Origin of the sequence: Natronincola peptidivorans (assembly GCF_900111615.1) — a bacterium.
Lineage (GTDB): Bacteria > Bacillota > Clostridia > Peptostreptococcales > Natronincolaceae > Natronincola_A > Natronincola_A peptidivorans.
In genome coordinates this window covers 168382-189289 of record NZ_FOHU01000001.1, presented here as the reverse complement: position 1 = coordinate 189289, position 20908 = coordinate 168382, and the positions used below count along the sequence as shown (strand labels likewise).

Genomic DNA, 20908 nt, shown 5'->3' with positions numbered 1-20908 from the left:
TAGTTGGTCCGGCTTATATAATCACTGCACCATCAATATTTGTAAAAACATTATCCTTTAGCTGATCCTCTACTGCAGCTGTGATTACTGTCTTGTTCTTGACACTGGCAATAAAGGCTCTATTATCCATAATAATCAAGGTTTCCTTTATTCCCTTTTTAGCAGCGTTATCAATAGCGTTGTTCAGCTTAGATAAATCCTGTTTTGATAAATGTATATTCCTTTGCTGCAGCCTTTCTGTAGCATGCTTAGAAAATTTTAATTCAGCATTTTTTTCTATATGCTGTTGCAGCAATTGATTAAAGTCCCCAATAGTATTCCTATTGTTTACTTTTTGTGTGGTCTTAGGGTCCAATAAAGGCTTATTATTTATTTTGTAAGTAACCACATCGATACCTCCTTACTTCAACTACCTGTCATCATCTTTTTCTTTACTCTTGACCTTCAGCTCCATCAACACCATTATCCTGTTCTTCTGCATCAGCTTCTCCAACCTGTAAAGCGTTGGTTATTTTGGAAAGCTGTGTATTAATGCTGTCTAATGTCTCACTCATGAAGGTATGACTTTTTACTACATTATTATTCATCTTAGTAAGGTGCTCAGCTAAGGTTGTTTTTGTAGCAACTAGATTATCATTCATATTTTGCATCTGCTCTAGAGAGCTGAATTGAGCCATCTGAGCAATAAATTCTCTATCCTCCATTGGATTTAGTGGATCCTGATTGCTTAGTTGTGTAGTTAGTAGCTTTAAAAATGCATCTTTATCTAAATCATTAGATTTTTTATCCTTTTCCTCAGGATCATAATATCTGGGTTGTTTTATCACTCCATCAGTGTTTGTAACATTACTCAAGGCATTTTCCCTCCTTATCCTAATCTATCAAAGTTCGTTGTAACAATGTACGGATTTGTGTTAGTAATAGATTCTAGTTCTTGCGCCAGATGTACATTGTTATCTATAGCCTTTGATGCTGTTTTCTTTAGCTTTGTCCTTTGTTGCATCAAACTTCTATTTTGCTGATAGGCTTCTGGGTCTTGTCCTACTGAAACTTCAATGCTAGAAAGGCTTAAGCCCTTATCCCTTAAAGATTCTCTAAATTGGTTTAAATTATTTTCAATAACTTCCTTTACCATTAGTGACTCTACGTAGACTTTTGCTTTTACTGACTGATTATCTGTAGATAAATTGATGGAAAGCTTTCCTAGATTTTCAGGCACCAGTTGTAGCTTCAATTGATTTTTACCTGTTTTATAGATTGCATCTACTTTATGAATCAGTTGCTCCAATAAATTTTTCCCATATATTTCTTTTGTGTTAAACGACTCATTAGGTAAATGGTTAAACTTCACCTGATAATTTTTTTCTACATCTAAGGATAAGGTGCTTTCTGTTAAATCCAGTTTTTCATAATTATCTGCTATGTTGAATTTGCTGGTATTATCAAGACTAGAGGCTTTTTCTATGCCTGTTTCCTTTATTGTGATCTCGGAATTCTCTAGTTGATCAAGCTTGGGCGTTAAATCTTGATTATAGATTTTAGAGCTATCCTTAATTGAATCATGAGGCTCTTCCTTATTATGAAACTCTAGCTTTATGACTTGCTTCTCAGAAGCTTCGTATATCGAATCAATTGTCCTTTGAAAATCCTTAATGTTTTCATGAGTCATTAAGCTGATTTCCTGTTTTTCTACCTTCATGACGATGTCAGTCAATAGGGTTTCTAATTTCGGCAGCAATTCCGTCATTAGTCTTTCATTTCCAAGCTGCAACTGATATTCTTGAACTTCTTCAACTGTGATTAAGCCTTCCTTATGTAGCAGGTTTATCAATGTCATTAATTCATCCATTTGCTGTGATGTTACAAAAGCCTCTTCCATTACTGCTATTTCCTCAGACTCAATGGGTTTCTTGGATTCCTCTAGTTCCTTTTTACCTTCAGTTTTATTAGTAGTATTCATGGCATCTTCTTGAGTTTTTCCTTCAGTCTCTTGACTTTTATTGTTATCTTCCTTTTGCTCCATTTCAGTGGTATTCATGTTGTTTTGCTTCATTTTTTCTTTGTTTTTCCAAGAGCCTACTGATGAATTATTATTGTTAAGTCTTGTTGAGTCATTATTCAAACCCAAGGTTTTCCGAGAATTGCTGTTTCTAGATTGCATTTTACTTTGAAGTATCTGAGTAAAGTCATTGTTATTGGTTTTTCCTGCCATTACATCTGACCTAATGTTGTTGGTGATGTTTTTTAAATTCATTAATCCATCCATAGCTATCATTATTATCACCTCCTTTCAATATTTGTTGATTCTTTGTCTTCTGCTATCAATCATTCCACTTGCTTTTTGCCTTCTACATAGTGCTCACAGTCTATTAGGTTTAATCTATAACAAATTTTTGGGATAGATTTACCGAGCTTTGTGTATTTAATTGTTCCAACAATGCTGCCACTTTAGCAGGTCTTAATCGGTTTAAAACGTCAATTACTAACCTTTCCTCTGTGAAAACAATCTCCTCATCTCTGATAGTGTATTGTTGGTAAACATTGTTGTTTCTTATCATTTGTTGAATTACATTGGTTAGCTCTTGTAAGGACATCCTCTCATAAACATCAACTAATTCTTTAACTTTTGTTTCATAATTTTTGTAGATCTGCACAGCTTCAGATAAGTCAACAGCTAATTTAGCTTCTTTACCGTGTAATAGTTCCAACGCATTTATGTTTTCATATAATTCTGCAATAAAATCATTATCCTCTACTGAGGCTAAGATCCTTCCACCACTTTTTATGCTCATATTTTTATAGATAATAGCTAGGTCTTGCTGTCTAAACCTATCAATATTTCCCAAATCTTCTATTTGCTCCTCTAAAGATTTTTTTTCATAAATACTGGCTAATCTCATCATTTCATCTTGACGACTTTGTATTTCCTCCATCTTTTTTTCAATCTCTTTCTTAATGGTTTGTCTCAAATTAAACATTATCTGTTCTGTTATTTCTGGATCTAAATATAATAGATACTGTGCACTAATATCAATTGGTAGTTTTTCAAATAATACTGGTAATTCTTCACTTTTTAGTTCGCCATTTCTGTAGGTTCTTTGAATTTCAGAAATAGACTGTGGCATTTTAAGAGATAGAAAGTATTGATTTAATTCATCAATTCTTGTTATTTTATCTTCATCAATCTCTTCCAAAATCCTTTGCATTGAATTAGATTGCATTGTAGCACTTCTGAGTTTTTCATTAACGTTACGCATTTTCATAGGATTTTCCCTGCTAAGTAGAATGATTAGATCATCATATAGGTTACTATCCTCACCTTTTATAATTAGTAGTTTATCTACTAATCTATCTTCCTCAAACGTTATATAGTACTTGGCTATTTGCAGCTTTAAGCTTTCTATTTCTGTTTTAGTAGGTTGTCCTTGAAAATACCCTCCTAAATTTCCTGGTAAAATAGACAAAACGTTGTTAGTAGAATGTCTAAAATCCTCGTTACTGAAGTACATAATCAGCATTGTCATTATAGGAATAAATAGAAATGCTATTATTACAATAATGATTCCTTTTAATAATCCTTTATTATCGTTTTCTCGAAGGTTAGTAGTCATTTTAACCTCCCTTATTAACTGTGCTTTTATAGGTTACTAGTTGATCTATTAAAGCAGCTTCATTTTTTGACTGTAGAATTTTGAAAACTTCATAATCTTTTTCTTTCAATTTTTCAAATATTTTCGTTTGTTTTTTTGCCTCTATAAGTTCTTTTCTTGACTCATTTAGTTTCTCTTGTCGTTTCTCAACTCTAGTCTTTTGCTCTGTCAAGGCCTTTTTTAGATAGTCTATATCAGCTGATGCTCTTTGTAATGCGCTTATCTTAACTATATTATCGTTATTGATTGTTTTGTTCCACTTATCAATAGTGTTTTCTCTTTTTATAAATAGAGTCTCCAAACTCTTTTTTTCGATTTCTAATCTTTTTTGTTCTGAAGCAAATATATGTTTTTTATCTTCTTCTATTTTTTCTTTTATCTTAAGAATATTATTAAATCTATAAGAAAACTTTTCAGTCATTATATTCGCTCCTTTCTTACTTAATTAATTCTCGCATCATATTTAAAACGTCTTCATAGCTCACTTCATCATCTACCCTTTGCTGTAAAAAATCATTAATTCTGTCTATATTATCTAGTGCATAGTCAATTTTTTGATTACTTCCCCTTATGTATGCTCCAATATTGATGAGATCTTCAGCATCTCTATAGGTGGCTAATATTTGTTTCGCTTCATTTGCCATTGCTAGTTGCTCTGCTGAAACGATGTTGGGCATCACCCTACTTACGCTTGATATTACATCAATAGCTGGATAGTGATTTTGTGTTGCCATTTTTCTTGATAAGACAATGTGTCCATCTAGTATCCCTCTCACAGCATCTGCAATAGGTTCATTCATATCATCTCCATCAACCAGTACTGTATATAGTCCTGTGATAGCACCTCTATCTGAGGTTCCAGTCCTTTCTAAGAGCCTTGGCAATATTGCAAAAACCGATGGTGTGTAGCCCTTTGTAACAGGAGGCTCACCTATAGCCAATCCAACCTCTCTTTGGGCCATAGAAAATCTTGTCAAAGAGTCCATTAATAATAAAACATTCTTTCCTTTGTCTCTAAAAAATTCTGCAATGGATGTTGCTAAAAGTGCGCCTTTCAACCGTACAAGGGGAGGTTGATCAGAGGTTGCTACAATAACTATGGATCGTTTCAAACCATCTTCCTTTAAGTCATTATCTAAAAACTCCTTTACTTCTCTCCCACGCTCTCCTATGAGGGCAATTACATTAATATCTGCTTGAGTATTTCTTGCAATCATACCTAGGAGTGTGCTTTTTCCTACACCACTGCCAGCAAAAATGCCTATTCTCTGACCATTACCACAGGTCAATAGTCCATCTAGTGCTTTTATTCCTAAAGATAATGGTTCTTTAATCTTTGATCTCTCTAAGGGATTAAGTGGTTTACCTACTACTGGATACGTAGTAGTGTCCTTTAATGCCCCTTGATTGTCAATAGGGTTGCCTAGACCATCTAGAATTCTTCCTAGCAGTGCATCACCCACCTTCACTTGTAAAGAAGCACCTAATGCCTCTACCTTACTACCAGGTCCTATTCCTTCCATTTCCCCTAATGGCATCAACAATACTTTTTTTTCCTTGAAACCAACCACTTCAGCTAGGATAGGTTCTGAACCTTTGACAGTGTATATTTTACAGGTCTCGCCAATTTTTACAGCTGGACCAATTGACTCAATAGTTAACCCTATTACTTGAGATACATATCCTGTATATTTAACTAAGTCCAGCGTATCAAGAGATTGCTTATATTTATGTAGTACTGTTCCCTTCATGAAATCCCTCTTCTCTAAGCAATTCTTTAAATAATACCTCAATTTGATTTATTTGTATATCAATACTGGCATCAATTTTACCTGATAGCGTTTCAATAATTATACTACCTTTCTTTAAAGCAGCATCCTTTTTAATTTGCAAATCATCGATACCTTCTGTCATCATATATATCTTATTTTTATAAGATTCCAAAACATCATAATCTTCATTGCTTACACGTATTATCAAGGTTTCAGTAAACGTGCATTTTTCTAATCCTTTGCTAATAAGATTAAGAAGCACTTGGTGGTTTTCTTGTAATTCATAATCAATGACTTTCTTTATACTATAAATCACCAAATCTATCATTTCTTTTTCTATTTCTTTAGCTAATCTCTTTTTTGTTTTATAAATGTCTTTCTTCATAGCCATTGCTTCATCTAGTAAATCTTGATATTCTTGGTATCCTTGCCGTTTTCCTAATTGTATTCCATCGTTATACCCATCTTTTTTTGCTTTTTCTAAAACAGATTTACTATCTTCATAGGCTTCTTCAATAATCAACTCTGCTTCTTTTCTTGCATTCTCTAGAAGCTGATTTCTTTCTTGCTCAGCATCTTCAAGTATTTTTCTCGCTTTCAGGCGAGCAATTTCGTTTGATTTTTCTATTTCTTCAGAAGAGATTTCATCTATTGGTTGTTGTGTATTCTTTACTATGTTTTCACTAATATATTGAAGTTCTTTTTTATGCCCTATTTTTATATCCATAGATTTATACACCTTATACAATGATTTCATCTCCTCCACCACGAGAAATAATAATATCTCCAGTTTCTTCTAGCTTTCTGATGATGTTAACAATTTTCTGTTGAGCTTCTTCTACATCTCTAAGTCTAACAGGTCCCATAAATTCCATATCTTCTTTGATCATTTCTGCCATACGTTTTGACATGTTAGCATATAATACACTTGCAACTTCTTCTGTCGCTCCTTTTAAAGCTATCGCTAGTTCATTGTTATCAATTTCTCTAATAAATCTTTGAATAGAAGTGCTATCTAGATTAATAATATCTTCAAATACAAACATTCTCTTTCTAATTTCTTCTGCTAATTCTGCATCCTGCACCTCTAGCGTATCCATGATATTTTTTTCAGTACCTCTATCAACAGAATTTAAAATATCCACAATGGACTGAATACCACCTGCAGAAGTATAATCTTGGCTTACCAAAGCTGATAATTTTCTTTCCAATACCGATTCTACTTCTTTTATAATATCTGGAGAAGTCCTATCCATTGTTGCAATTCTCTGCGCAACCTCTGTTTGCTTAACCTGAGGTAGAGCTGATAAAATCTGCGCTGATTGATCCGCTTGAAGATAGGTCAGTATTAATGCAATGGTTTGAGGATGCTCATTTTGAATAAAATTTAATAATTGGCTTGGGTCTGCTTTTCTTGCAAAATCAAAGGGTTTTACTTGTAATGAAGCAGTCAATTTGTTAATAATGTCCATAGCTTTTTGAGAGCCTAGAGCTTTTTCCAGCACCTCTTTTGCATAGTTGATTCCACCTTCAGAGATATATTCTTGTGCAACACAAATTTGGTAAAACTCATCCATGATTTTTTCTTTTTCTTCTGGAGCAACTTTTCTCATGTTAGCTATCTCAAGGGTCAATTCTTCGATTTCTTCATCGTTTAGATGTTTAAATATTTGTGCAGAAAACTCAGGTCCTAAACTGATGAGCAAGACTGCTGCTTTTTCTTTGCCTGTCATCTCACCTTTTGCGCTTTTCCTAGTCATCTATCCTATTCACCTCTAATCTTCACTTAACCAATTCTTTAAGAGTTGTGCTACAGCTTCTGGTTTTTTATTTACTAGTTTCTCCAGCTGTTGTTTAACTTGTGATCCTGCTAATTCTAATTCTATTTCTTCTAATGAGGATGTTTGCTGAATTGGGATATCCATCTCCATTTCAGTATCATCCTTTTTCTTTCTAACTCTAGTAAAGATAAAGTATCCTATTCCAAGAATAACAGCTGCTAATAACCCTAAAAGCCATATAGGAAGCCCTCTAGTATCTGCTAAACCTCTCATTTCCATTGCTCGACGTATCTCATCTTCTAAAGTAGTGCTAAATTCCTGTGTTGCCACTCTCACTACTCTAGTATCAAGACCTGCTGCTGCTGAGATTAGATTTTCTAATTCCCTTCGTTCTTCATCATTTAATGTGCCTCCATCGATGGCTGTGCTATTTACAACAACTGCAACAGTAATATCTTGAACTTGTCCTTGAGCTTTAACAATTTTTTGCCTCAATTCATTTATCTCATAATTTATAATCCTGTTTGCCTCATAATACAAGGAGCCTTCTTGATCTTCTTCAACGTACTGTGGGATGTCCTCTGTATTTGTATCAGTTCCTGGAGCTCCACCTGCACCATAATCTACAACCCTTTGTTGAAGATCTTGCATGCTTCTTACAATTCCTTCTGTTTCTCCTTCTATAGGTGGTGAAAACTCTTGTATTTCTGTCACTTGACTATTAAAATCCAGTTTAACATTTGCCATTACAACTACATTGCCATAACCATATACAGTTGAAAGAAAATCTGTTATGCTATTTTCCAAATCTTCCTTCACTGTTTGCTGCAGGGATAGCTGTTCCGATGGTCCAAACACTTGACTATCACTAGGTGAATTAAGGTTTAATACTCTTCCATCTGGGCCATGTATCGTTACATTTTCAGACTCTAACCCCTGTACTGCATTAGAAACTAATACCGCAATTCCTTCTACACTGTTTTTGTTTAATGCTACTCCATGATCTAAATTCAAAAATACTGATGCTTTTGCATATTGCTCTCTATTGGCTTGAATAAAGCCTGTTGTGTCTGGCACTGCAAGGCTTACATATGCATTTTGGATTCCGGGTATTTCTTCAATGATTTTTCCTAATTCGTTTCCCAAGGCAACAACAAATTCCTTTGATTTTTCTTCACTTGTTTTCATGAAATTATTTCCAGAAAAAAAGTCTTCATAAGAAAAACGAGCTTGGGGCAATCCTTCTGTAGCAACTATCACCTGGGACTTTTGATAGTCCTGCTGTTGTACTAGGATTGTACTACTGGTATCACCATACTTGGTCCTTATTCCACTGCTTTCTAATGTATTCTTGATTTCCCCAGCCTGTCTAGCATCTAAATTATTATAAAGCATAACGTATTGGGGTCTAGTAAAAAATAATATAATTGCTGTTAATGTCAATAAAATCAAGATTATCGATACTACTATTCTAATTTTTTGTTTTTTCTCCAAGCCTTGAAGAAAATCATTAAACTGATTTCTTATTTGTTCCAGCGCTTCAGCCATTAACTCACCTCATTTCAGCTATGTTTATATCTGCATCCTCATGATTTCTCTATAAGCATCAAGAACTTTATTTCTTATTTCCATCATAAATTGTAGAGATATTTCAGATTTTTGTGATGCAATCATAGCTTCGTGAATATTCTCTAATTCGCCAGATGCTAGCTTAAGGGTGTAATCTTCAGAAGCCTTTTCCAAAGAATTTACCTTATTTATGGCATCCGTTAATAGATTGCCAAAGGAAGCACTATTTTGTTGTATAGGTTTATTTAATAGTCCTAAATCTGCACTTAAATATTCGTTATTGGTTTTATTTAGATGATTAATCAACATATTTAATACCTCTCTATCTACCGATTTCCAAAGCCTTTAAGGCCATACTTTTTGTTGCATTCAAAGATGTTACATTCGCCTCATAGGCTCTTGTAGCCGATATCATATTTGCCATTTCAGTAACAATTTCTACATTAGGCATTAAAACATAACCATCTGCATCGGCATCAGGATGGCCAGGGTCGTATGTTTTTTTAAACGGAGTTTGATCATTCCTTATTCCTGCTACCTCTACTCCTTTTAAGTTCTTATCTCTGTTTGCGACAGCAGTATTAAGAAATTGTGAAAATGCCGGTTGTTCTTGGCTTTTAAATACAACCACCTGTCTTCTATAGGGTCCACCATTGACAGTTCTTGTGGTGTTAGCGTTTGCAATATTTTTAGATATAACATCCATCCTTAACCTTTCTGCTGTTAATCCCGTAGCGCTAATATTGATTGCATTAAATATTGACATTATCTATCACCTTCCTTCATTAATAACTGTTTTTAACTTTTTAAAATTACCATTAATTCGAGTAGATAAAGCATCATATGTAATAGTATTTTTAGCTAGTTCTGCCATCTCCACATCAATATCGACGTTATTACCATCTCGACGAGTCTTATAATTCTGAGGGGTAGTTATTTTGTAGTTTATATCTTCTATGGAACTAACCCCGATCCTAATATGATTATCATGAGTGGTTTTTCCTGGAATAGAATCATTTTGTAAATAACTGTGTAAAAGTTCTTCAAATTTTACATGAGACTTCTTAAAATTGGGAGTATCAACATTTGCAATGTTATTAGATATAACTTCATTTCTCTTCCATGAAGCATTTAAGGCTTTTGTCATGATATCAATGTTACCAAAGATGTTACTCATATATACCTCTCCTTTATGAAATTAGTAAGATTATCTATGTTTTACTGTTTTCAAATAGTATGTTTAAAATGTCTACCCATAGATAGGATTCGATATTATTTTACATAATTCCTCCTATTTTTCATCAACTTTTGCTTGCTAGTCTTTTAAACCAATGCAAACATTGCAATGATATATAATTCGCCAACATGTGCTAAATTCCTCCATTTTTTACTAGTAATTATTATAATTATTTATCCAATTTTAGCAAACATTTACAAAAATGAATTTGCTGTTGTTTATTGAATAGTTAATGTTATTTTTGCATGTATTGGTATTACTTGGATTCATAGGGATTCTAATCTCTTTTTTTTACTTACTCATAGTATCATTGCCATTATTTGTAGACAAGCAACAATGTATTTGTTGCATAATTTAGGACTTTATGACTAATACTGACAAATTATAGGATTAGTCTTTTTCTTGATTGAAAAATCATTTAATAAGAAGTACATCTACTGCCATCCCTGCCGTACTCACTTGTAAATAGTTTTTTAAGTTATTCTTTTTTGAACAAAAAAAAGAAGGCATTTTATTTCAAATGACTTCCTTTTATATATTTAATTTCTTATATTATCTTTTAAGCTTTCTCAGTTCCTCTAGTAATCTATCATTTAGTATCCTGATATGTGTACCCTTCATACCTAAAGATCTCGATTCAATTACTCCTGCACTTTCAAATTTTCTAAGGGCATTGACAATAACTGAACGGGTTATACCCACTCTATCCGCAATTTTACTAGCCACTAAAAGCCCTTCGTTGCCATCTAGCTCATTAAAAATATGTTCCACTGCTTCTAATTCTGAATAAGATAGAGTATCAATTGCCATCTGTACTACCGCTTTCTTTCTAGCTTCTTCTTCTATCTCATCTGTTTTTGCCCTCAAAATTTCTAGTCCAACTACAGTAGCACTATATTCTACCATTACTAAGTCATCATCCTGAAATTCTTTTTCAAATCTCGCTAATACCAACGTCCCCAATCTTTGACCACTTCCATTTATAGGTACTATGGTCACCAGTTTGTTATAGCTTTCAACATCATATCTAAATATTTTTAGCAGTTCATCTTGGGTAACATTAGATTTTGTCTCGATAATCTGTAGCAATTGATCATTATACTCTTGTGGGAATTTTTTAGTACCCGTTTTTTCGTCTACTATAATAGGACAATCTGAGGCATCCGTTAAACTTACCCCCAATACCTTTCCTTTGGAACTAGCAACATATACATTCGCATCCAAAACTTCGCTTAATATTCGACATAGTTCATTAAAGGATACTGCATGATCTCCTGATTGTTGTAATATCTTGTTGATTCTTCTTGTTTTTTCTAGTAAGTTACTTACCATTCCGCTTCCTCCTTTGTTCATTTAAATAATATACCTATCTTCTCTAAAAGCCTTGACTGTATTTTTTAGTTTCTTATTCACATAAGCTTTGTCTATTGTAATCGTTTTATTAACTAATTCTGGCGCTTCAAAGGAAATATCTTCTAATAGTTTTTCTGTAATCGTATGTAGTCTACGAGCCCCAATATTATCTCCTTGTTCATTACTGATATAGGAAATTTTAGCAATCTCATCTATAGCTTCTTCTAAAAAATTGATTTCTATACCTTCTGTTTCTAACAATAGCTTATATTGAGTCAACAAAGCATTTTGAGGCTGTGTTAATATCTTTTTAAAGTCTTCAACTGTTAGATTACTTAAGTTAACTCTGATGGGGAATCTTCCTTGCAGCTCAGGAATTAAATCAGAAACTTTAGCAATATGAAAAGCTCCAGCAGCTATAAAGAGGATATGATCTGTATTTATAGGACCGTATTTTGTCATTACTGTTGAACCTTCAATGATAGGTAATATATCTCTCTGGACCCCTTCTCTTGATATATCTGGACCTGAACTCCCTTGTCCTCCAGTAATTTTATCGATTTCATCAATAAAAATGATACCTTGTTCTTCTGCATTATTGATAGCTATAGAAATTACTTCCTCCATATCTACTAGTTTTTGAGCTTCTTCATCAGTCAATATTTTTCTCGCTTCTGCTACTGTAACTTTTCTCTTTTTCATTTTTTGTGGGATAATTCCTCCCAGCATATCTTGCAGGTTAATATTCATTTCTTCATTTCCTGCTCCAAAAACTTCAAAGGTGTTTGGCCTGCGGTCTTCTACTTGTATTTCCACTATTTCATTCTCTAACAGACCTTCCTTAAATTGTTTTTTGATTTGTTGTTCTTTTAACTGGATGTCACTTTCATTTTCCTCATGACCTTCAACTATATCTATTTCACTATCTCCTTTAAAAAACATATCAAAAGGACTCTTGTATTTATTCTCCTTTTTAGGTCGAGGATTTAGTAATTCCAGCACTCTATTATTAGCTATATCTTTAGCTTTTTCATAATTCTTTTTAACATGTTTATTTTTAATAATTCTTATGGAAGTCTCAACTAAGTCTCTAATCATAGACTCTACATCTCTGCCTACATATCCTACTTCTGTAAACTTTGTAGCTTCAACTTTGACAAAAGGTGCATCTATCAATTTTGCTAGTCTTCTTGCTATTTCTGTTTTTCCTACTCCTGTGGGGCCTATCATGATAATATTTTTAGGTTTTATCTCCTCTTTGAATTCAGAAGAAATTTTACTTCTTCTAATTCTATTTCTTAAAGCAATAGCAACGGCTTTTTTTGCCTCCTGTTGCCCTATGATATATCTATCTAATTCTTCTACAATTTGTCGTGGTGTAAATTCCTTCATATTTCCCACCTCACTTTACCGCTAGAGTGTTTCAACAACAATCTCACTATTGGTAAATACGCATATTTCAGAAGCAATTTCTAATGATTTCTTAACAATTTCTTCACTTGTTAAGTTGGTATATTTTTTTAAGGCTGTCGCGGCCGCCAACGCATAAGACCCTCCCGAACCTATAGCAATGACATCATCATCTGGCTCTATTACTTCTCCTGATCCACTTATAATTAACATACTAGTTTTGTTTAGTGCAATTAGCATAGCTTCTAGTTTTGTTAGTATTTTATCATTTCTCCAGCTTTGAGCTAGTTCAATAGCTGCTCTTCTTAGATTGCCATCATGCTTTTCTAAATAGCTTTCAAATTTCTCAGCTAGTGTAAATGCGTCAGCAACTGAACCTGCAAAGCCGATTAAAACCTCATCTTGGTATAGTTTTCTTACTTTTTTAGCCTTTTGTTTTATTACGGTTCTTTCACCAAGGGTTATTTGTCCGTCTCCAGCTATAGCAAAGTCTTGTTCACTTCTTTTAACCGCCACAATCGTGGTACCCTTCAACACATTTCACCACCACCCACCAACTATTTTCTAGCCAATTAAATATATTCTTACTATTTTTATAGATTTCTAGGATTGAACATCTCTTGTGTATTTGCATTCTTTATTAGTACAGGTAATTTTTTCGCTTTTTTTGTTAATCTTATGAGTTAATAAACTGTCACAATTTGGACACTTTTCATTGATGGGTTTTCCCCAGGAAACAAATCTACATCGTGGGAATTCACTACATCCATAAAAAGTTCTTCCTTTTTTTGATTTTCTTTCTACAATCTCACCGTCTTCACATTGAGGACATTTTACTCCTATTTTATGCAGGATAGGTTTTGTAACAGTACATTCTGGGTAATTAGAGCAAGCCAGAAATTTACCATAACGCCCGTGTTTTATTAACATCTTTGCATTGCACTTATCACATACTTCATCGCTTTCTTCAACTAAGTCTATCTCTTCCATATTTTCTTCAGCTTTTATAAGCATTTTTTCGAAATGTTCATAAAAGTTTTTTATAAGCTTCTTCCAATCTTCAGTACCTTCTTCCACATCATCCAGCCTTTTTTCAAAGCCTGCAGTGAAGTTGATATCTACTATATCAGTAAAGAACTCCTCAAGTATCTCTGTAACAATTCCTCCAAGTTCTGTTGGTATTAAATGTTTTCCATCTTTTTCTACATAGCCTCTAGAAAGAATGGTGCTGATAGTAGGAGAATAAGTACTAGGTCTTCCTATTCCTAATTCCTCCATTACCTTTACTAAAGATGCTTCTGTATATCTGGCTGGTGGCTGTGTAAAGTGCTGATTAGGAACCATTTCCTGGATGCTAACCTCTTCTCCTTCTTTCAATAGGGGTAGATTAACTTCTTCTGATGCTGTTGCATGTGTGTAGATCTTTAAAAAGCCTTCAAACTTCATCCTGGAACCAGTAGCTCTGAAAATAACGTCTTCAATATTTAATTCTATGGCCAGCGTATCATAAATAGCTGGAGTCATTTGACTTGCTACAAACCTTTCCCAAATAAGCTTATAAAGTCTATATTGATCCCTAGATAGAGAAGGCTTAATTTTCTCAGGAGTTCTCATCACATCTGTTGGTCGAATAGCTTCATGAGCATCTTGTACCTCTTGTTTCTTCTTATTCCCTGTTTTTGGTGACGTATTGTAATATTTTTCTCCTAGATTATCTAAAATGTACTGTTGTGTATTTTTTTTTGCTTCTTCTGATATTCTTGTTGAATCAGTACGTATATAGGTAATTAATCCAGCTGTTCCTTCTTTTTCTAAATCGATGCCTTCATATAACTGTTGAGCAACAGCCATCGTTTTTTTAGTGGAAAAACCTAGCTTATTTGAAGCTTCTTGCTGTAGTGTACTAGTTGTAAAAGGAAGATTTGGATTTCTTTTTTTTGTACTTTTTTTAACATCAGTAACAGTCAATAACTTATTTTCAATCCTAGTTATTATATGGTTCATTTCTTCTTTGGATTTAATATCTTTATTCCCCAAATGATCTTTGTTAAACTTAGCTTCGAAGCTTTCTTTGTTATTATTTTGCAACTTTAAAATCAAGCTCCAATACTCTTCAGGAATAAACTTCTTTATTTCTTCTTCACGGTCTTTAATTATTTTTGTTGCCACCGACTGTACCCTACCAGCACTTAAGCCTTTGCGCATTTTACGCCATAAAAGAGGGCTTATTTTATACCCTACTAATCTGTCTAAAACCCTTCTAGCCTGTTGAGCATCTACAATATTTTTATTGATTACTCTAGGTTTTTTAATAGCATTCTTAATAGCATTTTTTGTTATCTCGTTAAATTCAATTCTGCAAGGTACATCATCGTTAATTTTTAAAGCATTCGATAGGTGCCATGAAATTGCCTCACCTTCTCTATCAGGGTCAGTTGCTAAATATACTTTTTTAGCCTTCTTCGCCTCTGCTTTAATCTCTTTTAGTACTGGTCCTTTTCCTCTTATTGTAATATACTCGGGTTGAAAATCTTTTTCTATATCAATACCAAGCTTACTTTTGGGTAGGTCGATAATATGCCCCACTGAAGCTTTAACAATATAGTTTTTTCCTAAAAATTTTTTAATAGTTTTTGCTTTTGCAGGTGACTCTACAATAACTAAAGATTTTGTCAATCACCTCACCTCCAATATGTTGTTGTTTTTGGAATAATTAGACAAAATGAATCCAATCCATTATATCAATTTATTTATCTGCTGTAAATGTTTTTCCTGATAGCTGACTTATTAGACCTTTTAACTCTAGTATTGTTAATATGGTACTTAATTCTGAAATACCAATGCCAGTTTTGTAGGATATCACGTCAATGTGGGTAGGCTGTCTTTTTATAATATCAAATACCCTCATTTCATCATTACTTAACATCTCTTGGATTTCCCACTCTTTTTTTGTATTACTTAAATCATATTTATATCTTAATTCTTCAATAATATCCTCTGTATCTAAAAGTATTTTAGCACCTTCTCTTATTAGTTTATTTGTGCCTTTGCTTTGGTTATTATTTATATTTCCAGGAAGAGCATAGACATCCTTTCCCTGCTCCAGTGCAAATCCAACAGTAATAAGCGTTCCACTCTTTTCTCCAGCTTCTATAACAACTACTCCATCGGAAAGTCCACTAATGATACGATTCCTAGCAGGAAAATGATGTTTTAGTGGTTCTATACCTGGTCCATATTCTGATATAATACAGCCGCTTTCTTCTAATTGTTTAAATAAATGGTAGTTTGATGATGGATAAAAAGTATCTATTCCACAACCTAACACGCCTATTGTGTAACCCTTCTCTTCTAGTGCTCCTTTATGCCCTTCTGCGTCAATGCCTAGTGCTAACCCACTGACTACTCCTACGCCCCATTCTGTAAGTTCTCTAGCAAATTTTTTTGCAGCCCACCTGCCGTAAGGTGTTGATTTCCTGGCACCTACAATAGCAATGAGGGGTTTGTTAAAATCTGCTATTCCTTTAATATATATTACATAAGGTGGGTTATATATACTTTTCAATTTTTCTGGATAATCACTATCTAGTATTGTAACTATCTTATAAGCATCTGAATTAGTCTCAGTTAAAACTTTTTCTAAGTATTGTTTGTTTCTAGTTTTCAACAATTTATCAGCAATTATACGATGATTCTGGAGAACTTCATATATCTCAGCTTCTTTAGCATGCCACAGCTCCGTCAATTTGCCGAAGTGCTCTGTAAAGTCTAATATCATTTCATAGGTAATGCCGCCTAAACGATTAAGCCAGATTAGTAGGTTTCTTTCATTTATCATCCTTTACCTCCTCACAAGACTAGAGACTTTTCTATATTGTAATGCTTCCGCTAAATGATTCATCTTTATTGTGGGACTTTCATCTAAATCTGCAATTGTTCTTGTGATTTTGATGATTCTGTTATATGCTCTTGCACTTAATTTCATTTTTTCAAATGCATTTCTTAATAATTGTTGAGATTGGTCATCTAGTTTGCAATGCTTTTTTATGGCAGAAGGAGTTAACTGACTGTTAAAGGTGATTTTTGTTCCCCTGTACCTATCCAATTGTATTTCACGAGCTATTTCCACTCTTTTTCGAATTTCTTTAGAGCCTTCTGTTGATTTGTTATTGGTTAAATCAGCATAGGAAACAGCTGTTGTTTCAACGATAATGTCCATACGATCCAGCAACGGTCCAGAAACTTTACCTGCGTAGCGTATTATTTGTTGTGGCGTACAACTGCAACTGTGCTGTCCACCCTCAGTACCATGATAACCGCAAGGACATGGGTTCATAGAACCTATTAACATAAATTTAGCAGGATATGTAAAGGAGCCATTGACTCTAGAAATGGTTATAAAGCCATCCTCCAAGGGTTGTCTTAATACCTCTAAAGCATTTTTATTAAACTCTGGTAGTTCATCTAAGAAAAGTACTCCAAAGTGACTTAAGGATACTTCTCCTGGTTTAGGAACCCTTCCTCCTCCAGTTAATGCAATCATAGAACTAGTATGATGAGGTGCTCTGAAGGGTCTCTGGGTTATAAGTCCTTTGTTTTGCCCTAATAACCCCGAAATACTATATAGCTTTGTTATTTCCATCGCTTCTTCAAAAATTAGCTTTGGGAGAATAGATGGCAATCTACGAACTGCCATTGTTTTGCCTGATCCAGGAGGCCCCACCATTAATAGATTGTGACTACCGGCGGCTACAATTTCCAACGCTCTCTTTAGGGTTTCCTGACCTTTTACTTCTTTAAAATCCTCTTCAAACTGACAATTCTCTAAATCCTCTATGGTATTTCCTATATGTGCTTCTATCTGTATTTCCCCATTAATAAAAGCCATTAGTTCTCTTAGTGATTTTATTCCTATACATTGAAGTCCATTAACTAGTTTGGCTTCCTCTATATTGCCTAGTGGTAAAATCACTTTGGTAAAACCTCTAGAATACATTTCCAGCAGCATAGGTAATACTCCATTAACTGGATTTACTTTTCCATCTAAAGATAACTCTCCAAGTACTACAACTCCTGAAAAATCCTGTAGCTTAATTTGTCCAGATGCTGCCAATACCCCTAATGCTATTGGTAAATCAAAATGAGTTCCTTCTTTTTTTGTATCAGCTGGAGATAGATTAACTGTAATCCTCTTTAGAGGAAATTGAAAACCACTATTATTAATGGCAGTCCTTACTCTTTCCTTAGATTCTTTTAAAGCTGCATCAGGCAGCCCAACAATGTTCATAGTTGGTAATCCATTTGTTACATCTACTTCAACTTCAATATCTGCAGCCAATAGTCCATAGATACAGCATGTTTTTACTTTAGCTAACATTTCAACACATCCTAATTAATTAAACTGAATATGTAAAATATTCTATATAGTACAGAATTATCCTTTATATTTCGTATACGTTTAATCAATTAAAACACTTTTTCTAAACATACAATTCATTAAGAGCGGAACACTTCTTTACCTTTCATGACTCTAAGGCATAATAATGGAATCTTATTACACCTATAATTATAAGTACTACAGTATTAAAATGCATTTTCGATATGGTTAATCTGAATTTGATCTCTCATTAAGAGAACCTCAATTACGTCAAATCTAAAGCTCATATTTTTTAGTTTTTTTTGTTGTATGTACTGCTGAGCTATTATATATATGGTTGATTGCTTTTTAAAATTCACAGATTCTCTTGGCAGCCCAAAAGTACTATTTTTTCTGGTTTTGACTTCTATAAAGACCACTATATCATCTTTCTGGGCAATAATATCAATTTCTCCCACTTTAGTTCGATAGTTGGTAGCTATAATAAAGTATCCTTTATCAATTAAATATTTTTTACTTAATGCTTCACCATAGTTACCAGTTTTTTTATTCATGACCTCGTCCCCTTTTATATCAGGTCAAAATCTTTTTCAAGAAGCTTTTCCTATGCATGATTGTAGCGCCATATTTCAATAGGGCTTCCTTATGCGTTTTTGTCCCATAACCTTTATGCTTATCTAATCCATATTGTGGATATTCCTGATGCCATTCCATACAGAGCCTATCTCTAGTCACCTTAGCTATAATAGATGCAGCTGCAATCCCATGGACTAAATTGTCTCCTTTGATAATTGATTTTTGCGGAAAATCCACTTCTATTTCCTCAGCATCTATAAGTATATAGTCAGGTTTCACATCATTTCCCTTTTTATCCTTAAGATTAAGTATAGCTTTTTTCATAGCTAATCTAGCGGCATTTTTTATGTTGATTTCATCTATGACTTCAGGAGATATAATGCCTATTCCAATTGCAGTAGCCTCTTGACAAATATCTTCATATAAAGCCTCTCTTTTCTTTTGGGAGAGCTTTTTTGAGTCCTTCACACCTTCTATCTTTAAGCCTTTTGGTAAAATTACAGATGCAGCCACTACAGCACCAAACAAGCACCCTCTTCCAACTTCATCACAAAAGGCGATATTTTTGTACCCAATTTCCCAAAGATTCTTTTCCACCTCTAAATCCATTACTAATCCACCTCAGTTTATCAAAATAGATTTGCTTATTCATTATGATTTATTTTATTTTTAAAAACAGCTTTTATATTTATCAGCTTTTTATCTCAGGTACTAGAAGCAGTTTTCAGCACTTATTAGGCATATAGAAGTATTTATCTCTATAAATTTGTAATTACAATATAGGTGGTTGTTCCAGAGAAATCCTACCTATTTTACCTCCTCGAAACTCATCTAAAATCATATGGGAAACCCTTGAATAATCTATTTCACCTCCGCTGACAATACAACCTCTATTCTTAGCTATAATATCCATAATCTCCAAAGGAAAGGTAAACTCTTCCTTTAGTTTGTATCTTTCTATTAGCTTATCCTTTTCCTGTTCCCATAATCTTTCTACTAGCTTTAGAGCTAATGTTTCAATGTCCATGATTTCATCTTTAATTGCTCCTGTAAAGGCTAAATTTAACGCTACTTCCTGATCCTCAAACTTTGGCCAGAGTATTCCTGGGGTATCTAAAAGTTCTATATTTCCTCTGATTCTAACCCATTGTTTTCCCTTTGTTACTCCAGGTCGATCTCCAGTTTTAGCGCTTTTTCTTCCAGTAAGTTGATTAATGATTGAAGACTTCCCTACATTAGGAATCCCTACCATCATACTGCGTATCGCCCTAGCCTTGCGACCTTTTTCTATTAATGCCGCCATTTTATCCTTTGTAACATTCTCACTTTCCGATAAAGCTTCTTTTAATCCCTTACCTTCCAATGTATTGACAGCAATTGCTTTTATTCCTTGTTTTTTATAATATTGAACCCATTGTCTTGTGGTTCCCTCATGTGCTAAATCATACTTATTTAAAATGACGATTTTCGGTTTATTGCCTATAATCTCATCAATGATAGGATTTTTACTGCTTAAAGGAATCCTTGCATCTAAAAGCTCAAATACCATATCTACTAATTTTAATTGCTCCTTTAGTAATTCTCTCGTCTTCTTCATATGACCAGGATACCAGTTAATGTCCATCTTATCTCTCCTTTACCTAACACAATTAAACCAAGACACAAAATCCCAATAAATCTATGTAATAATAAATTTCTTCAATATTCAATCATTTCTTTATTGCGAAATAAAAGGGACTGTTTACAGTCCCTTTTAAACTAGTATTTTCTCTTTTCTTTAATCTTGAAAGCAGCCTTACCAATTCTATCTCTTAAGTAGAATAATTTAGCTCTTCTAACCTTACCTTGCTTAATAACTTCTATTTTTTCAATCTTTGGAGAATGCACTGGAAATGTTCTTTCTACTCCAACACCGTAGGAAATCCTTCTTACAGTAAAGCTTTCTCCAATTCCTCCACCTTGCTTCTTAATAACAATTCCTTCAAAAACCTGAATTCTTTCTCTATTACCTTCTTTAATTCTAACGTGTACTTTTACTGTATCGCCAGTATTAAAATCTACTACATCACTTTTAAGCTGTTCTTTTTCTATAGCTTTAATTAAATCCATGTTTGTACCTCCTTCCTTCCTAGACGTTCATATGATTTGCATAGAGGACCGTCCGTGCTAACTTTGCCATTATA

At 33.7% G+C, this 20908-nt stretch carries 22 protein-coding genes; all 22 read right to left on the bottom strand.

Going from position 1 to position 20908, the window contains the following annotated elements; translation table 11 throughout:
• Positions 1-13 precede the first annotated feature (13 nt).
• On the bottom strand, positions 14-388 hold the full coding sequence (locus BMX10_RS00970; protein WP_244272579.1) for a TIGR02530 family flagellar biosynthesis protein: 375 nt from the start codon (positions 386-388) through the stop codon (positions 14-16).
• A 43-nt stretch (positions 389-431) separates the two neighbouring features.
• Entirely contained in the window at positions 432-854 is a 423-nt protein-coding gene (locus BMX10_RS00965) for a flagellar hook capping FlgD N-terminal domain-containing protein (RefSeq protein WP_208976090.1), read from the bottom strand.
• Positions 855-868: 14 nt separating this feature from the next.
• The gene (locus BMX10_RS00960; protein ID WP_090437954.1) at positions 869-2275 is read right to left on the bottom strand and encodes a flagellar hook-length control protein FliK; all 1407 of its coding nucleotides are present in this window, start codon (positions 2273-2275) and stop codon (positions 869-871) included.
• Between the two features lie 100 nt (positions 2276-2375).
• Entirely contained in the window at positions 2376-3611 is a 1236-nt protein-coding gene (locus BMX10_RS00955; protein ID WP_090437952.1) for a hypothetical protein, read from the bottom strand.
• 1 nt (position 3612) lies between these two features.
• Positions 3613-4071, bottom strand: coding sequence for a flagellar export protein FliJ (locus BMX10_RS00950; RefSeq protein ID WP_090437950.1), 459 nt, complete (start codon positions 4069-4071; stop codon positions 3613-3615).
• A gap of 16 nt (positions 4072-4087) precedes the next feature.
• Positions 4088-5401, bottom strand: a complete 1314-nt coding sequence (gene fliI, locus BMX10_RS00945) for a flagellar protein export ATPase FliI (protein ID WP_090437948.1) — start codon at positions 5399-5401, stop codon at positions 4088-4090.
• Positions 5379-6149, bottom strand: a complete 771-nt coding sequence (locus tag BMX10_RS00940; RefSeq protein ID WP_170834624.1) for a FliH/SctL family protein — start codon at positions 6147-6149, stop codon at positions 5379-5381. The genes fliI and BMX10_RS00940 overlap by 23 nt, the downstream gene beginning before the upstream one ends.
• A 13-nt stretch (positions 6150-6162) precedes the next feature.
• Complete coding sequence (fliG, locus tag BMX10_RS00935; RefSeq protein ID WP_090437944.1) at positions 6163-7182, bottom strand: flagellar motor switch protein FliG; 1020 nt, start codon at positions 7180-7182, stop codon at positions 6163-6165.
• 15 nt (positions 7183-7197) lie between these two features.
• Positions 7198-8751 carry a flagellar basal-body MS-ring/collar protein FliF gene (fliF, locus tag BMX10_RS00930; protein ID WP_090437942.1) on the bottom strand — a complete coding sequence of 518 codons (1554 nt, stop codon included), beginning with the start codon at positions 8749-8751 and terminating at the stop codon, positions 7198-7200.
• A 24-nt stretch (positions 8752-8775) separates the two neighbouring features.
• Positions 8776-9081, bottom strand: coding sequence for a flagellar hook-basal body complex protein FliE (gene fliE / locus BMX10_RS00925; RefSeq protein ID WP_090437940.1), 306 nt, complete (start codon positions 9079-9081; stop codon positions 8776-8778).
• A gap of 13 nt (positions 9082-9094) precedes the next feature.
• The gene (gene flgC, locus BMX10_RS00920; RefSeq protein ID WP_090437938.1) at positions 9095-9538 is read right to left on the bottom strand and encodes a flagellar basal body rod protein FlgC; all 444 of its coding nucleotides are present in this window, start codon (positions 9536-9538) and stop codon (positions 9095-9097) included.
• A gap of 6 nt (positions 9539-9544) precedes the next feature.
• Positions 9545-9949 carry a flagellar basal body rod protein FlgB gene (gene flgB, locus BMX10_RS00915; RefSeq protein WP_090437936.1) on the bottom strand — a complete coding sequence of 135 codons (405 nt, stop codon included), beginning with the start codon at positions 9947-9949 and terminating at the stop codon, positions 9545-9547.
• A gap of 612 nt (positions 9950-10561) precedes the next feature.
• Positions 10562-11341: a GTP-sensing pleiotropic transcriptional regulator CodY gene (gene codY, locus BMX10_RS00910; RefSeq protein ID WP_090437934.1), complete on the bottom strand. Its 780-nt coding sequence runs from the start codon at positions 11339-11341 to the stop codon at positions 10562-10564.
• 21 nt (positions 11342-11362) lie between these two features.
• On the bottom strand, positions 11363-12754 hold the full coding sequence (hslU, locus tag BMX10_RS00905; RefSeq protein ID WP_090437932.1) for an ATP-dependent protease ATPase subunit HslU: 1392 nt from the start codon (positions 12752-12754) through the stop codon (positions 11363-11365).
• 21 nt (positions 12755-12775) lie between these two features.
• A complete protein-coding gene (hslV, locus tag BMX10_RS00900; protein WP_456298990.1) occupies positions 12776-13306 on the bottom strand; it encodes an ATP-dependent protease subunit HslV in 531 nt (176 codons plus the stop codon).
• Between the two features lie 69 nt (positions 13307-13375).
• Positions 13376-15448, bottom strand: a complete 2073-nt coding sequence (gene topA / locus BMX10_RS00895) for a type I DNA topoisomerase (RefSeq protein ID WP_090437928.1) — start codon at positions 15446-15448, stop codon at positions 13376-13378.
• Positions 15449-15518: 70 nt separating this feature from the next.
• A complete protein-coding gene (gene dprA, locus BMX10_RS00890; RefSeq protein WP_090437926.1) occupies positions 15519-16610 on the bottom strand; it encodes a DNA-processing protein DprA in 1092 nt (363 codons plus the stop codon).
• A 3-nt stretch (positions 16611-16613) separates the two neighbouring features.
• On the bottom strand, positions 16614-18149 hold the full coding sequence (locus BMX10_RS00885) for a YifB family Mg chelatase-like AAA ATPase (RefSeq protein WP_090437924.1): 1536 nt from the start codon (positions 18147-18149) through the stop codon (positions 16614-16616).
• A 206-nt stretch (positions 18150-18355) separates the two neighbouring features.
• Positions 18356-18703, bottom strand: coding sequence for a YraN family protein (locus BMX10_RS00880; protein ID WP_090437922.1), 348 nt, complete (start codon positions 18701-18703; stop codon positions 18356-18358).
• A gap of 19 nt (positions 18704-18722) precedes the next feature.
• Complete coding sequence (locus BMX10_RS00875; RefSeq protein ID WP_090437920.1) at positions 18723-19334, bottom strand: ribonuclease HII; 612 nt, start codon at positions 19332-19334, stop codon at positions 18723-18725.
• Between the two features lie 163 nt (positions 19335-19497).
• Positions 19498-20349 carry a ribosome biogenesis GTPase YlqF gene (gene ylqF, locus BMX10_RS00870; protein ID WP_090437918.1) on the bottom strand — a complete coding sequence of 284 codons (852 nt, stop codon included), beginning with the start codon at positions 20347-20349 and terminating at the stop codon, positions 19498-19500.
• 134 nt (positions 20350-20483) lie between these two features.
• Positions 20484-20834: a 50S ribosomal protein L19 gene (gene rplS / locus BMX10_RS00865; RefSeq protein WP_090437916.1), complete on the bottom strand. Its 351-nt coding sequence runs from the start codon at positions 20832-20834 to the stop codon at positions 20484-20486.
• Positions 20835-20908 lie beyond the last annotated feature (74 nt).